The organism is Natronosalvus halobius (genome assembly GCF_024138145.1).
Classification (GTDB): domain Archaea; phylum Halobacteriota; class Halobacteria; order Halobacteriales; family Natrialbaceae; genus Natronosalvus; species Natronosalvus halobius.
Map to the genome: position 1 here is coordinate 1,224,864 of NZ_CP099997.1, position 14,239 is coordinate 1,239,102.

Annotated in this window: 13 protein-coding genes; 10 read left to right on the top strand and 3 right to left on the bottom strand. The window is 62.3% G+C overall.

Annotated features, from left to right (window positions below; all coding sequences use genetic code 11):
• Nucleotides 1-64: 64 nt before the first annotated feature.
• Nucleotides 65-1,150: a tubulin/FtsZ family protein gene (locus tag NGM15_RS05950; RefSeq protein ID WP_253436549.1), complete on the bottom strand. Its 1,086-nt coding sequence runs from the start codon at nucleotides 1,148-1,150 to the stop codon at nucleotides 65-67.
• Between the two features lie 67 nt (nucleotides 1,151-1,217).
• On the opposite strand from NGM15_RS05950, the gene NGM15_RS05955 reads away from it, so the two are divergent.
• From NGM15_RS05955 to NGM15_RS05965, 3 genes are read left to right on the top strand one after another with little or no spacing between them, the layout of a single operon-like run.
• A complete protein-coding gene (locus NGM15_RS05955) occupies nucleotides 1,218-1,805 on the top strand; it encodes a DUF7285 family protein (RefSeq protein ID WP_253436551.1) in 588 nt (195 codons plus the stop codon).
• Complete coding sequence (locus tag NGM15_RS05960) at nucleotides 1,802-2,947, top strand: DUF7284 family protein (RefSeq protein ID WP_253436554.1); 1,146 nt, start codon at nucleotides 1,802-1,804, stop codon at nucleotides 2,945-2,947. Before NGM15_RS05955 ends, NGM15_RS05960 begins: the two co-directional genes overlap by 4 nt.
• Nucleotides 2,935-6,204 carry a DUF7286 family protein gene (locus NGM15_RS05965; protein WP_253436556.1) on the top strand — a complete coding sequence of 1,090 codons (3,270 nt, stop codon included), beginning with the start codon at nucleotides 2,935-2,937 and terminating at the stop codon, nucleotides 6,202-6,204. The genes NGM15_RS05960 and NGM15_RS05965 overlap by 13 nt, the downstream gene beginning before the upstream one ends.
• A 19-nt stretch (nucleotides 6,205-6,223) precedes the next feature.
• On the opposite strand, the gene NGM15_RS05970 is transcribed toward NGM15_RS05965, so the two are convergent.
• Nucleotides 6,224-7,234, bottom strand: a complete 1,011-nt coding sequence (locus tag NGM15_RS05970) for an outer membrane protein assembly factor BamB family protein (RefSeq protein WP_253436559.1) — start codon at nucleotides 7,232-7,234, stop codon at nucleotides 6,224-6,226.
• A gap of 325 nt (nucleotides 7,235-7,559) precedes the next feature.
• Here NGM15_RS05970 and NGM15_RS05975 point away from each other — a divergent pair, with 325 nt between their 5' ends.
• The 4 genes from NGM15_RS05975 to NGM15_RS05990 all read left to right on the top strand — a co-directional run bounded on the left by NGM15_RS05975 (nucleotide 7,560) and on the right by NGM15_RS05990 (nucleotide 11,432).
• A complete protein-coding gene (locus NGM15_RS05975) occupies nucleotides 7,560-7,985 on the top strand; it encodes a DUF5791 family protein (RefSeq protein ID WP_253437924.1) in 426 nt (141 codons plus the stop codon).
• A gap of 51 nt (nucleotides 7,986-8,036) precedes the next feature.
• Nucleotides 8,037-8,936, top strand: coding sequence for an SDR family oxidoreductase (locus NGM15_RS05980; RefSeq protein WP_253436562.1), 900 nt, complete (start codon nucleotides 8,037-8,039; stop codon nucleotides 8,934-8,936).
• Nucleotides 8,937-9,073: 137 nt separating this feature from the next.
• Nucleotides 9,074-10,219, top strand: coding sequence for a DHH family phosphoesterase (locus NGM15_RS05985; protein WP_253437927.1), 1,146 nt, complete (start codon nucleotides 9,074-9,076; stop codon nucleotides 10,217-10,219).
• A gap of 100 nt (nucleotides 10,220-10,319) precedes the next feature.
• Complete coding sequence (locus tag NGM15_RS05990; RefSeq protein WP_253436564.1) at nucleotides 10,320-11,432, top strand: aldo/keto reductase; 1,113 nt, start codon at nucleotides 10,320-10,322, stop codon at nucleotides 11,430-11,432.
• Here NGM15_RS05990 and NGM15_RS05995 read toward each other — a convergent pair.
• Nucleotides 11,429-11,599 carry an HVO_0758 family zinc finger protein gene (locus NGM15_RS05995; RefSeq protein WP_253436567.1) on the bottom strand — a complete coding sequence of 57 codons (171 nt, stop codon included), beginning with the start codon at nucleotides 11,597-11,599 and terminating at the stop codon, nucleotides 11,429-11,431. The two genes, NGM15_RS05990 and NGM15_RS05995, sit on opposite strands and share 4 nt — an antisense overlap.
• Nucleotides 11,600-11,788: 189 nt before the next feature.
• On the opposite strand from NGM15_RS05995, the gene NGM15_RS06000 reads away from it, so the two are divergent.
• The 3 genes from NGM15_RS06000 to NGM15_RS06010 are packed head-to-tail and all read left to right on the top strand — an operon-like array spanning nucleotide 11,789 to nucleotide 14,193.
• Nucleotides 11,789-12,928, top strand: coding sequence for a glycosyltransferase family protein (locus NGM15_RS06000; protein WP_253436570.1), 1,140 nt, complete (start codon nucleotides 11,789-11,791; stop codon nucleotides 12,926-12,928).
• A 26-nt stretch (nucleotides 12,929-12,954) separates the two neighbouring features.
• Nucleotides 12,955-13,587 carry a DUF7109 family protein gene (locus tag NGM15_RS06005; protein ID WP_253436573.1) on the top strand — a complete coding sequence of 211 codons (633 nt, stop codon included), beginning with the start codon at nucleotides 12,955-12,957 and terminating at the stop codon, nucleotides 13,585-13,587.
• Between the two features lie 12 nt (nucleotides 13,588-13,599).
• A complete protein-coding gene (locus tag NGM15_RS06010; protein WP_253436576.1) occupies nucleotides 13,600-14,193 on the top strand; it encodes an NUDIX hydrolase in 594 nt (197 codons plus the stop codon).
• The last annotated feature ends 46 nt before the right edge of the window (nucleotides 14,194-14,239 follow it).

Consider the following 14,239-nt stretch of genomic DNA (forward strand, 5'->3'; position numbering starts at 1 on the left):
TGATCGGTGAGCGAGGGATCTCGACAGCTGAGGAATCAGGCTGCCCTCTGAAGGCCGACACCTCTCAGAACAGATTCTCGAGTTCGTCGTTCGCGAAGGCGTCAGCCGGGTCGCCGGCCGCTTTCTCGTCTTCGGCGCGCTGGGCCGCACGCGCACGGTCGAGGAACTCCTGAATACGGTCGGAGCGTTCGACACCGCCCAGCAGGACCAGCGCGGCGATCCGATCGCTATCGAGGGGGAAGTCCCCACCTCGAACCTGCATGCTCTCGGTCTCGTCCTCGAGCCAGCGCCGCGCCTTCTCGACGCCTTTGCGCGGAATCGTCTCCGGCTTCCCCGCGATGACCAGTAACGCCGCGTCGCCGACCCGCGCCTCCGGCAAACTCGTCCCGGTGAGCAACGCCTGCCGGGAAACGCTCATCACGCTTCGAATGTTCTGGGTGCTGTCGTCGCTCGACGGCGCGCTCGCGTACCCCAGTGCGGCAATCCCGCCCTGACGAAGCGTGTTGATGACCTCACTCGAGTCGACGACGCTCTCGCCGACGCCCTCGACGGCCTCGCCTGACGCGAAGAGCAGGCCGAATCGCTGGGCGATATTCTGGTTAATCGTGTCGAACCCGCTCTCGACGCTCTCGCCCTGGCTGTGCCAGGCGTCGTTGTCGACGAGAATCGTCGCGTCGGCCTCGCGAACGATCGTCTTCAGCGATCGACCCGCGTTCGCCTGGTACAGCGACCCCTCGTTCCGTCCGGGGAGGATGCCGAGCGCGTACACCGGGATGTCGTAGACCTGCTGGAGGTGGTGGACGAGAACCGGTGCGCCACCGCTCCCGGTGCCGCCACCGAGACCGGCCACGACGAAGATTGCCTCGGACCTGGAGGTGACGTGACCGTCGAGGTCGCCGAGCACCTCCTGGACGTCCGACTGCATGATCTCCGCGCCGAGTTCGTTGTCGCCGCCGACGCCGTGCCCGTTCACCCGGTCGGCGCCGATCAGGTGCGTCTCGACGTGCTCGAGCGACTGAAGGTCCGGGGTCGCGGAGTTGATGGCGAACGCTCCCTGGACGGCGTCGAAGTCCATTTCAGCGTCGAATTTCGTGAGGCGCTCGACCACCTTCCCGCCGGCCTGGCCGATCCCAATCAGGGCTACTTTCATATGCAGGACTCCGAGGGAATCAAGTTGAACGTTCCGGATCATTTTCACGGTCTGACGTTTATATGTGATGGCGCGGCCAGAGGAGGCCATGTTCCTGTTTCCCACCGCTCGCCGGGTGATTCGACGGTACTGCGAGAGCCTGCCTCACCCGAGTACGGCTCCACCGACGGACCGTTCGAACCGGCGCGGGCAAACCGAACCGCTCGCCGCACTCGTAGCCGTGGCCACGGTCTGTCTCGCACTCGGCGTGTACGCGGGTGCACTCTCAGGGATGGGTCAGACGAGCAGCGATCGGTCCGTTGCAGAACCCACGCTCGAGGCAGTGCACGCGACCATCGCCGCCGACGGCGTCTACGATCCGAACGGGTCGGACGACCCGGTTGGAGAGATCCCGGCGGATCGACTGCCCATCGACCGAACCGTGACGGTGACGGTGACGACGCTCGAGAAAGGCCACCCAGAAACGCGACGCTGGGCGAGGTACGTCGACGGTCGGTACGAGCGCGGCTCTGCAACGGGTGACCGTCCGCCCTCAATCGCCTCAACCCCTGAGGGGAAAACAAGTACTGGCGATACCGTGACCCGTCCGATAGCCGTCCTCGAGCCTTCGGGGAAGGTGTCGAGCGCTACGCTCCACGTGGAGGTCCGGTCGTGACGTCAGTGCTCGGCCTTTTTTCGCCAGTACCTGACCACGAGTCGTCCACAGCCGATACCGAGACGGCTGCGACCGATACCGAGCCGTCCACGGCCGATAATACCGAGACGACCGCGGCTGATATCAGCACTCGGTGGCGCTGCATTGGCGACGCCCGAGCCGTCAGTACGGTCCTCGACGTCGCACTCTGTCTCGTGCTGATGAGCGCCGCCGTCGGCGTTCTCGGCATCTATCTCGCAGGTGACGAGGACACCGGCCACACCCCCGAAACGGCGACCCACGCGGTCGAACTGCTCGGCTCGACGACGGTCAGCGTCGAATACACACTCGAACCGGCCCTCGAGCGCGCCCCCGAGGACGCCTACGACGACCCGGACGACTACACCAGGAGCGACCTCGTGCGCGTAACACACGGCCCGGCCGCCGGCGTTCTCGCGGACGCCGCACTCGCGAACGTGACGCTCGAGGACGAACCGCTCACGCAGGACGGTCGCCTCTTCGCGACGACGATCGAGGGACCGATCGTCAGTGAATTCGCGGTCGTCGACGGTGACGTCGCCGTGGCGGCCCACTGGACGCCCTACGAGGGGGCGCCACTCGAGGGACGAGCGAGCATCGGCCCGACTCCGTCGCCGACGGCCGACGTGAGTAGCGTCTCGATGACCGTACCCAGCGGCTTCGCGTTCGACCGCTTCGACTCCGCCGATTTCGGTGGAGACGAGGACGACATCGAGAGCGAGGACGGGGGCGAGGGTGAGAACAAGGATAGGAGCGAGGGCGAGGATCCGGACAGAGAGACATACCACCCAATCGCAACCAGCGTTTCCACGGCGATCGTCGAGGGATACTTCCCGCCGGAACAGACGTCGCTCGTGCTCGAGCGCGGCGGCCTCGGCCGGGACCGTACCGTCTATCGATACCAACGGTTCGCGACTGTCCTGGACGGTGTCGATCCTGCGGATCTCGAGACCCCACTCGAACAGTCCAATAGCGACGCACAGGCGGCGAACGCACACCTCGTCGACGCCCTCGCTCGGTCGATGGCTGCCGACATGGAAGCCCGGTTCGATACGCCTGAAGAAGCCGCGGAGGCAGTCACGGTCGAGGACGTCACCATCGTCGTACGGGTGTGGGATACGTGACCCGAACGCCCACCATCTCGCTCGCGGACGACGATCGTGGGCGCGTCCCGTTTGCGCTCATCGGCGTATTGCTGCTCGTCAGCAGTATCACCCTCGTGGGCGCACTCCAGTCGCGACCGACCCCCAAAACCGACGTCGATCCCGCCGTCGCGATGGACCGAACGACCGCTGCGACGCAAACGGCCATCCGCCACGCGGTCCTGGACGCGACCGATCAGGTCGCCAGCGAGCCGATTATCGAACCCGCGAACACCCCCTACGGAGACCTCGTCAACGCCAGTAGCGACCGCGAGATTCTCGAGAACTACCTCGCCCTTCGAATCTACCTGAACGTACAGACGAACCTCGCGGGCGCTGGACAGAACGTCCGCGGAACAACCACGACCGTTTCCGTCCTGCCCGCGAACGACCTCGAGTCGCTCGAACGTGGGATGGACCGGGTGACGGTCTCGGCGGACGAGACTGGCCGACTCGACGTGACGATAGACGGCGTCCGAACGACCGTCGAACGTGACGGCGAGGTCATCGCGAGCCGCGCCGAACCCGTAGCGGTCTCCGTGCCAACGCCGCTATTCGAACTCCAGCGTCGGACGGCTGCCTACGAAACCGCACTCAACACCGGTGCGCTCGAAGGATCGGGCTTCGGTCGGCAATTTAGTGGGCGGCTATATCCGCTCGCGTGGGCCCGCGGCTACGCCCAGTACGCCGGGATGCCAGTCTCGGAAGTGATCGCCAATCGCCACGTCGAGGTGACGGCGAACAGCGCCGCCTACGCGACCCAGCGCGGTGTCTTCGGTACCCAGGATGTCGATGGCGGTGATGCCATGCGCCAGGCCTGGCTCTGTCTCGCGGCCAAAGACGGCGACGACCTCTACGGCGGCTACAACGACGGCGAATCGCCGAGCATCGACAGCCAGGACGTGTGTGACTCCCTCCAGTACGTCTACGGCGATCAGGTCGGCGGCAACCCGCCCGAGGCGCCGTCACTGCAGGACCTCTCCGGTCACGCACCCGGGATGGACGAAGAACAGACGATCGCGGTCAGCGAGAGCGCGTACATGCCGCTTCGACACATGTTCGACGAGAAAAACGAGCACTCGATTCCGGCGGCATTCGATCGAGTCTATACCGTCGACGCCGCCTCGAGCGTTACGGTCGACGAAACCCACACGCGAGCAGAACCCGCCCCGCCCGACGAAGGCGCACACTGGGAGCGTCTGGATCGCTCGCCGAGAACGTACCGTAACACGACGGTAACCGACGTCACCGTCCGCGACCCTGGCCGGGCGAGTGCCTATTACACCTACGACGCCACCGTCGTCAATGGCTTCGAACGGACCGCGTCCTGGAACGACACCCGGACGAACGAGACCGAACGGATCGAGACGAACGCGACCGCGAGGAGTACGTTCGACGTGCGCGTTCGTCTGTACGAAGCCGATCACAGCCCGGACTCGAGGGTCAAGGCCCGCACCGAGTACGGCGTTCACCGAAAGTACGGTGGGACCGGCGTCTACTCGAGCGACTTCAGCGACGTCCCAGACAGGGCCGCGAACGCGTTCGTCGGCTCACGCACCGAGGCCGGTTTCGAGAGGCTTGTTTCGGACGCCGCCGTCGAAGCCCACTCCGGAGCCGACCTCGAGCGTTCCCTCGAAATCCCGTCGCGAAAACGACTCGACGCCGACTACGAGTACGGCGTCCTGGAGGCCGATGTGATCGAGGATCTCACCGCGATTCAGGCCGACATCGAGAGTCTCGAGGTGACCTTCGAACGGGCGGACATGATCAAAGAACCTGGCGAGGACGGGCCCGTCGAAGATTTGGTCGCAAAAGTCGAGGCCGAACGGGACGCCTCTATCGACCGACGGGGTCCGTACGTCGACCCGGCGGAAAAGGCGATGTACGAGGCTCGTCTCGCGTACTTCGAACTTCTGCTCTCTGACCTGGAGGCCGTTGCCGAAACGCACGACGACGTGATGGCGGGCCTGGACGACGAGCTCGAGGAGGCGAATTCGGGGCTCGGAGATGCGACGGCGTATATGCAAGAGGCGATGAGCACGTCGGAACCGGATCCGGAGCCGATCCAGGAGGTTCCGTTGCTCGAGGGGGTGAGCTATCGGGTGTCGGGGTCGCCGTCGTATCTGGTGACGGAGAACGTGACGGCCGAGCGGGTACCGGCGGTCGGGAACGATTCGGAATTTGCGCCGATGGCGACGCGAAATGCGAACTACTTCTCGATTCCGTACGATTCGGTGATGACGGGTATTTTGTCGAAAATTCCGAGGTTGGATCTTGGAGAGGAAGAGCAGCGGGTGCCGATGCGGACGGCGGGCGAGACGTTGCGGGCAGCGAAGTTGGCGGAGGCGGTGGGAGCTGACCTGGATGGAGAGATATCACAGATAGAGGACCAGATTAACCAAGAGATCACCACGTTATCTACGGAAATAGCCAATGACATTAATTCTGAATTATTTGGAGAGAAAGAAGTCAACATTTGGGATAGCATTGAGTCTACGATTAAGCAGAAAAAGACAGTTGATATGGCCGCAATTGAGTTAGGTGAAGGAAATCTCACAGAGTCGATCACTGAACAGATTGCCGACGATCTTGCTGAGGAGTACCCAAGTGAATTCAGTGGGAGGGAAGGAGCGTGGAAAGCAAAAGTTACTGCTGTTTCTCGCCCAATTATCTCCGAAAAAATTGCAGGCCAGAGTGTTTCGTTTGGTTCTGGTTTAGAAGAAATTGATGCCGAGATACGGGCAGAGGTTGAGCAGATAACCGACGAGGTAATCAAACAACGATTAGAAAACGCTGAAATAGTCAATGAAGAGGGGGAGATTGTCATTGATGAGGAAGAGGAGTGGTTGCAGGGCGATGCACCAAAACGTGTTCCCGCTGGCATTCCGATCACACCTGTACCTGGATACTGGGTCGCAACAGCAAACGTCTGGAACGTAAACGTAGCGTCGAAATATGCTAGATTTGAAGTCACATCCAATACTGGAACGCCGCTAGTTACTGGAGGAACGACCTATGTTCGAGAGGACAAGAACGTTTCAGTAAATATCGGTGGCAACCAGAAGCGGCTAGGTTCTAACAAAGCAATCTCGTTTCGAGGGAGCACTGTCGTCGTAATTGTTGTTCCGCCTGGTGGACAAGGGGTTGGTGATCGTACAGGGGTTAGAACTGAGTGTACGGAAACGTGGCCCGATGTTGGGTACCTCGAAAATAGTGAGACAGCAGCCTGTGGTAAATAGAAAATCTCGGATAGTTCACTTACTCGAGTGCATATATTGTTCCCTCTCTCGTTCCGATAAGAAGAATTCCGTCAGCAAAAGCCGGTTCTGAGGCAACTTCGCCATCTGTTTCATAGTACCACCGTTCATCACCAGTTTCTCTATCGAATGCATAGACCCCATCTTTAGATCCCGTATATGCTAGTTTATCCGTAAGTGATACATTCCCCCAAACCCCACCTGATTGGCTTACCCATTTTAATTTCCCGTCAATTGTATCGATACATGCGACTCCATCTCGGGTTGTGACAAATAGCGAGTTTGAATCATAACTAACTGATGAGATGACAGTATTCCCAACATCACATTCCCACGTGATCTCACCAGTTTCTTTTTCAAATGCACAGACCGATTCCTTTTGGCGTATTCCCGCATAAACATGGTTTTCACCAGCAGTGAGTCCTGTTACTGTCTCGTCTACTTCTGTTTCCCATATCCGTGCTTGCGTCTCAATGTCAATTGCGTAGACAAAATGAGGAACCCCCATTGTGTATAGGATCCCCTCTGAAAGTATCGGAGTGTTAGTCCCTCGCCCACTGATTTCGTGAGTCCATTCCGCACTACCTGAGTTACCATTAAACTGGATAACTAGGCCTTCGTCCGTGTTGGCATATATTGAACCGCCCGCTGCCGTTGGGCTTCCAACAGTGGTATATGCATTCCATTTTGACTCCCAAATTTTCCCACCATTACTCACATTGCCCGATAATAACAGTCCATTTGTATTTAGATATACTTGGTTATTGAGGACCGCTGGAGTTCCAGGGAGATCACCCAACAATTCATCTGACTCCCAAATCACATCGCCGCTGTGGATATCAATCGCGTAAAAACCCGAATCCCAATCACCAATATACGCTGTCCCATCAGCAATCGCCGCTCCACCCGTAATCCGACCACCGGTCTCCAGTCGCCACCGCTCCGAAACCGAGCTCGTCGGACCGGTCGCAGTCGGATGATACCCCGTATTCTGAATGTCGACGCCGGCCATCGGCCACTCGTCACTCGCGACCGAGGGTCCCTCGCCGGATGACCCCGAAACGAGTCCGCCATCGCTCGAGTCAGTGGATTTAGAGTCGTTCGAGTTGGTCTCTGGCGAATCGGAACTGCCAAAATCTGCACACCCGGCGAGGCTCGTTACGCTTGCACCAACGCACGTCGCGAGCCATCGTCGTCGCGTCCTGGAAGGCATTGAACGACAGATGACGTAAAACTATAAGAAAGTACTGACTTGATTTTATAACTTTAAATATGGAATATCGAATCGAAACACGTCGATGAAAACCGACTTGGTACTGACCGACCTTCCACCAAATATGTTCTACGAGCAGCGCCTTTCCGTCCCGGACACCCGCGACTCGCTTCGAACCGAGTACGACGACGACCTTCGATCGGCACTCGAGCACGCTGGCCTCGAGCAAGCCGAGACCGAAACCGGCATCGGCCGACCGACACTGGAGGCGCTCCAGGACGGGGAGGCACCGACTCTGACTCTCGAGGAGGCCGCCCAGATCCAGTCGCTCCAGGACGGCGAACCTGACCCGGAGACGATCGTCGAACTGGCGGGAGAACACCTGTTGTTAGGGATGACGACGGCCGTCATCGACGTGGATACGCTCGCGGCCGACGTCGACGGCGACCTCGGCGCCACGGAGATTCAACAGAAGATCGAACGTCGTGCACCGATGACGTTCGAGGAGTACGTCGCGATTCAACACGCGATTGTCGACCGCGGCACGTGAGGTGCGAGCGCAGTCGTTATGCATTTGCATTCGGCTTCCCGATGTACGGGTATGCGCGTCGCTATTCTCGGCTGTGGGTACGTGGGTCTGGAACTGGGCCGTCAGCTGGAGGATCGAGGTCACGAGGCGATTGGCGTTCGTCGATCTGCCGACGGGCTCGCGGCGATCGAGAATGCCGGTTTCGAGGCCGTCCAGGCTGATGTGACCGACCCGTCGGCGCTGGAGGATCTCCCTGACGCCGACGCGATCGTCTTCGCCGCGAGTAGCGGCGGTCGAGGAGCTGACGCTGCTCGGAAGGTCTACGTCGAGGGACTCGAGACTGCGATCAGGGCGTTCGGCGAACGGGACCGGCAACCGAACTGTCTCGTCTACACGTCCTCGACGGGCGTTCACGGCGATCACGGTGGGAACTGGGTCGACGAGGAGACGCCGATCGAGCCGACGACCGAGAAGACCGAGGTGCTGGCAGCGGCCGAGCGAATCGCCCTCGAGCGACCTCCCGAGTACGGCTTCGAGGGGACGGTCGCCCGGTTTGCCGGTCTCTACGGGCCGGACCGGTACCGCCTGGAGCGCTATCTCGAGGGACCGGTCACGGAGGGGTACCTGAATATGATCCATCGAGACGATGCCGCCGGCGCGATTCGATACCTCCTCGAGCACGACCTCGGTCGTAGCGATGTAGTGCAGATAGTGGACGACGAACCGGCGTCGAAGTGGGCGTTCGCGGACTGGCTGACCGAGCAGTGTGGGCAAGAACCGCCCGAAAAGCGAACGAAAGCGGAACGACTCGAGGCGGGGGATCTAACAGAGGCGGCTCGACGTCGAATCCTGACGAGCAAGCGGTGTTCGAACGCAAAATTGCGCGAACTGGGATACGAGTTCGACTACCCGACCTATCGAGATGGATACGAGTCAGCAATAGCGGCGCATCTGGAGGATTCGCCCTCGTAGGCGGTTATTACGGGCGGTTTGTGGCCGGTACAATCGAGGGGAACCTTCATGGGCGTTCAATTTGAGTGTGGGGTATGGGAACCCGGGGCGGCACACGAATCGATCCCGTGGCCGATGGTGCTAGTGGTGGCGTCGGGATGGTCAGCGAGTCCATCGAGTCGTTACGAGTGATCGACCCGCTCGTTCTCTCGCTGGGGGTCGTCGGACTCGTAGCACTCGCACTCGGTGGCTGGTGGGTTCTTCGCTGGTTCAACCGATCGCCGGGGAATCGACTGCGACGGCTCCTCACGAAGTACGACGACGTGGCGGTCGTGATGCACCCGAATCCAGATCCAGATGCGATGGCCTCGGCGATGGGCGTTGCAGCGATCGCGGAGAGCGTCGACACCGACGCGACTCTCTACTATCCAGGAGAGATCCGCCACCAGGAGAATCGAGCGTTTCGAACCATACTCGAACTCGAACTCGAGACCGTCGAGTCGGCCTCGGACATCGACTCCGAGACGGTCGTGCTGGTCGATCACAACACGCCGAGGGGATTCACTGGCGCTCAGATGGTCGAACCGCTCGTCGTCGTCGACCACCATCCTGGAAACGGTGCCGGAACCACGTTTACTGACGTACGAACGGAGTACGGCGCCGCGTCGGCAATCCTGGTCGAGTACCTAGAGGAGATAGGCGTCGACCTGGTCGATAGCGAGGACTCCGGTGGTGGCGACGTGGAGTTGACAGAGGAACTGGCGACGGGGCTGCTCTACGGCATCCTCTCGGACACGAACCACCTCACGAAGGGGTGTTCGGCGGCCGATTTCCAGGCCGCGTCGTTTCTCTTCCCGGCCATCGACGAGGATCAATTGGACCGGATCGCGAACCCACAGGTGAGCGACGACGTGCTCCAGATCAAGGCCGACGCGATCCAGAAGAAGCGCATCGAGGGATCGTTCGCCATCTGTGACGTCGGTGAGATCGGTAACGTCGACGCGATTCCCCAGGCCGCAGACGAATTGATGCACCTGGAGGGCGTGACGGCGGTCGTCGTCTACGGCGAACACGACGGCACGATCCACCTCTCCGGTCGCTCTCGAGACGACCGCGTTCACATGGGAGAAGCCCTTCGCCACGCCGTCAGCGACATTCCGATGGCGAACGCCGGGGGTCACGCACGCATGGGCGGTGGTCAGGTGTCGGTCGATCACATGAACGGCATCGGCCCCTCCGACGGCGTGAGCAAACCGGAGTTCGAAAAACGCGTCTTTTCGGCGATGGCGGGCGAGCGCTCCTGACACTGTCGCTACTGACATCGCTACTGCCTGCTCGTCGAATCGCACGACTCGAAAGTCGAGGAGAGTCGGTCTTTTACCGTCGACGCTCCAAGAGCGTGACATGGCTACCGGACCGGCGACGTGGGATTACCGCGACGACCACAACGAGGAGTTCGGGCGAACGTACTTCAGGCGCTACGGCGACGGGTTGCTCTCGAGCATCGGCCTCGGGACCTACCTCGGCGAACCGACGGACGACGTCGACAAGGGCTACGAGGCCGCCATCCTGCGAGCGCTCGAGCGAGGCTGTAACGTCCTCGACACCGCGATCAACTATCGGTGCCAGCGCAGCGAGCGCGTCGTCGGACGGGCCCTCGAGCGGACGGGTATCGACCGCGACGCGATTTTCGTCGCGACCAAGGGCGGCTTCGTCCCCTTCAACGGCGAGCGACCGGACGACCCGGGCGAGTACGTCAGGAAAACGTACGTGGAGTCCGGAATCGTCGACCGAGAGGATCTCGCCGCGGGGAGCCACTGCATCGCTCCCGACTACATCGAGGACCAGCTGGATCGGTCCCTCGAGAACCTCGACACGCACGTCGACCTCTACTACGTGCACAACCCGGAGACCCAGTTACGAGAACGGTCCCGAGAGGCCGTTTACGACCAACTCGAGGCGACGTTCGTCCGTCTCGAGGAGCGGGCCGCCGCGGGAGACCTCTCACACTACGGCGTGGCGACCTGGGAGGCGTTCCGGGTCCCGGACGATCACCCGTCGTACCTCTCTATCGGCGAAATCGTCGAGCGCGCTCGCTCTGCCGCGCGCGAAGCGGGCACGGGTGGCACGCACTTTCGGGCGATTCAGCTCCCGTTCAACGTCACGATGGCCGACGCGTTCACGGTCGCGAGTCAGCCGGGCCCGGAGGGACCACAGAGCGTCCTCCAGTTTGCCACCGAAGCCGGGCTCAACGTGTTCACGAGTGCGAGCATCGCCCAGGGCGAACTCACGAGCGACCTTCCAGAAGACGTGGCTGCGGTCCTCGAGGGTGACACGCCGGTCCAGCGGGCGATCAACTTCGCGCGGTCGGCGCCGGGGGTAACGACGTCGCTGGTCGGCACGAGCCGGCTCGAACACGTCGAGGAGAACGTCGATGCCGGTCGATTCGACCCGCTCGGCGCGTCGATGTTCGACGACCTCTTCGTCGGGCCCGGCGGCGATTCCGGCGAGCCCTAGCGAATCTCCTTCCACTCGCGCTCGCAGTCCGGACACCGCCGAATCGTGGTGATGGTGTCCGGGTCGTTCTCCGTCTTTAGCGGTTTCCCGCACTCGGCGCAGGTCACTCGCTCGTAGGTGTCTTTCTCGAGTTCCCCTTCGCGGAGCGCCTTCCGGATAGATTTCATGTTGACCTCCTACGAAGGTGGAGAAGAAAAAGACCGGTGTCTCGGAACTATTTCGATTCGAAGGTCGATAGCCGAGTGAAATCGCGACAAAGTACACTCGTACGGGCCGAAAATCGGCGAGTTACCGGCCTCGAGGCGGGCTTCGCCCAAGTCGTCGCCGTTTTTACCCTCCAGCCGAACGATTCACCGATGGAGTACACGCAGGAGCGCGTCGCCACGCTCCACCGACTGACGGATGCCCCCATCGGATTCGACGGTCTCGAGCCCGTTCTCGAGCGGACGGCTATCGTCGTGCCGATGACCGATCGGGAACAGGAGCGTCCCGCGGCGACGGGCGTCCTGTCGGCACTCGAGTCGATTCGGCCGGCGCCCGAGCGCGTAGTCGTTCCGGTCCGGGCCGACCCTGGCCGGATCGAGTCGTTTCGGGCGTGGGTCGAGTCGTTCGACCTGCCGACCCAGGTACTGTGGTGTAACGCACCCGCCGTCGAGGATCTGCTGGCGAGGAAAGGACTCGACGGCGAACTGGGGAAGGGGCGGGACGTGTGGCTCGCGCTCGGCCCGGCGATTGCTCAGGGGGAGTACGTCGTCGTCCACGACGCCGACGCGACGAGCTTTCGGGCTGATCACGTCGCCCGGTTGCTCGGGCCGCTGGCGATGGGCTACGACTTCTCGAAGGGATACTATGCGCGCGTCGAAGACGACCGACTGTACGGGCGGCTCTATCGACTCCTCTATGAGCCTCTCGTCGAGGCGCTGCGCGCCGACCACGACGACCCCGTCGTCGAGTACCTCGCCGCGTTCCGATACGCGCTGGCGGGCGAGTTCGCGATGACGGCTGATCTCGCTAGCCGACTCCGGCCGCCCCGGGCGTGGGGGCTCGAGGTGGCGACCCTCGGCGACGCGTTCGAGCACGCTGGCTTCGAGGGATCCGCACAGGTCGACCTCGGTATCCACCGACACGACCACCGAACCGTCGACGGCGACGCCGGCCTCGAGGGGATGAGTCGAGACGTCGCCTCCGCTGTTCTTCGCGTGCTCGAGGCCAACGACGTCGACATCGACTACGGAATCTTGACGACACGTTACCGCACGGCAGCCGACCGACTGATCGACCAGTACCGGGCCGACGCGGCGTTCAACGGCCTCTCGTACGATCGAGACGGGGAGCGAGAGCAGGTAACGCGCTACGCGAGGTCGCTCACCCCACCCGAAGGGGAACGACGACTCCCGTCCTGGACGGCGGCGCCCGTCGATCCGGACGCGCTCGTCCAGGCGGCGACGCCGTGGACGCCTTCGGCCGCCTCGCTCGAGTCGAGCACGCAAGACTAATCACCGTTTCGTCCGTTGCAGGAGCTATGGGGACCGTACCCGATCAGCGGACGAGCGACGAACTCGCCGGGATCGTCGACCTCTTCGGTGGGCTCACTCGGGCGGAACTCGAGCGCGCCCTCTCGGAGGTCGCGTTCCGCGCGGACGGCCAGTCGGTCGACGAGGACGCTGCGGCGGGAGCGATCGAGGCGTCGCTGGACGCGTTCGCGCTGGTTCGCTACGAACCCCGTGGTAACGGTCACGCCACCGACGGAGGCGACGAGAGCGGTGACGGCGACAACGACGGTGACGCACTCTTCGTCCCCGGCCCGACCGCGTTCCCTCGCACCCCCGAGCACGCGGAGGACCTCCCGCACATCCTGGACGTGTCGCCGCGCGACCCCGACCAGGACGCGGTCGGGGAGGCCGCTCGGGATCGGTTTCTGGCGGACGTCGAGGCGGTGCTCGAGGGTGAGGGCGGGCGAGGCGACGGTCCCGAGTACGTGAACGAGGGCGACGACGAGACCGAGAACGTAGACGAGGGTAACGACGAAACCGAGAACGTGGACGAGACGGCCATCGAAGACCTGATCGATCTGAGCTACGACCTTGAGGCGTGGGCTCCCCTCAACCTGGTGGCCGAACGAACCAGACTCGTCGAGGCGCTCGAGGACGCCTGACCGAGGATCAGTATGACGACTCGACGGTTCACACTCGAAGCGGTCGCCGATTTTCAGCCGACCGAGATCGACGACCAGTCGTACGACGCCGCTGTGCTCGCCCCTGTGATCGACCGCGACGGCGAGGACTACCTGCTCTTTACGCGCCGGGCCGATCACCTCGGGGAACACCCTGGCCAGATGAGTTTTCCCGGCGGCGGCAGGGAGCCCCAGGACGACTCGATCCTCGAGACAGCCCTCCGGGAGGCCGACGAGGAAATCGGTCTCGAGCCGTCGGCGGTTGACGTGGTCGGCCAGCTAGACGACATTCGGACGATCACGGAGTACGCCGTGACGCCGTTCGTCGGGCGGATTCCGGATCGATCGTACGACCCGGACGAGCGTGAAGTCGCCGAGATCGTGGTCCTGCCGCTCTCGGGGTTTCTCGACCCGGACAACTACGAGTACGACAGACGCGATCACCCCTACTACGGCGACATCGTCATCCACTACTTTCACGTCGACGGTTACACCGTCTGGGGGGCGACCGGACGCATTCTCGTCCAGTTGCTCGAGCTGTCGACGCCGTTCGAGGCGCCTGAGCGTGTCGAACGCTCGCAGTACTGACGACCCGCCGTGGTAGGTCGTGGTAGGCCGTGGTAGGCCGTGGTAG

What these genes read in the sequence shown, in the direction of transcription:
- NGM15_RS06005 (WP_253436573.1), top strand. Translation starts at nt 12,955, where the DNA reads ATGGGGACCGTACCCGATCAGCGGACGAGCGACGAACTCGCCGGGATC.
- NGM15_RS05980 (WP_253436562.1), top strand. Translation starts at nt 8,037, where the DNA reads ATGCGCGTCGCTATTCTCGGCTGTGGGTACGTGGGTCTGGAACTGGGC.
- NGM15_RS05970 (WP_253436559.1), bottom strand. Translation starts at nt 7,234, where the DNA reads ATGGCCGGCGTCGACATTCAGAATACGGGGTATCATCCGACTGCGACC.
- NGM15_RS05985 (WP_253437927.1), top strand. Translation starts at nt 9,074, where the DNA reads ATGGTCAGCGAGTCCATCGAGTCGTTACGAGTGATCGACCCGCTCGTT.
- NGM15_RS05990 (WP_253436564.1), top strand. Translation starts at nt 10,320, where the DNA reads ATGGCTACCGGACCGGCGACGTGGGATTACCGCGACGACCACAACGAG.
- NGM15_RS05955 (WP_253436551.1), top strand. Translation starts at nt 1,218, where the DNA reads ATGGCGCGGCCAGAGGAGGCCATGTTCCTGTTTCCCACCGCTCGCCGG.
- NGM15_RS05975 (WP_253437924.1), top strand. Translation starts at nt 7,560, where the DNA reads ATGTTCTACGAGCAGCGCCTTTCCGTCCCGGACACCCGCGACTCGCTT.
- NGM15_RS06000 (WP_253436570.1), top strand. Translation starts at nt 11,789, where the DNA reads ATGGAGTACACGCAGGAGCGCGTCGCCACGCTCCACCGACTGACGGAT.
- NGM15_RS05995 (WP_253436567.1), bottom strand. Translation starts at nt 11,599, where the DNA reads ATGAAATCTATCCGGAAGGCGCTCCGCGAAGGGGAACTCGAGAAAGAC.
- NGM15_RS06010 (WP_253436576.1), top strand. Translation starts at nt 13,600, where the DNA reads ATGACGACTCGACGGTTCACACTCGAAGCGGTCGCCGATTTTCAGCCG.
- NGM15_RS05950 (WP_253436549.1), bottom strand. Translation starts at nt 1,150, where the DNA reads ATGAAAGTAGCCCTGATTGGGATCGGCCAGGCCGGCGGGAAGGTGGTC.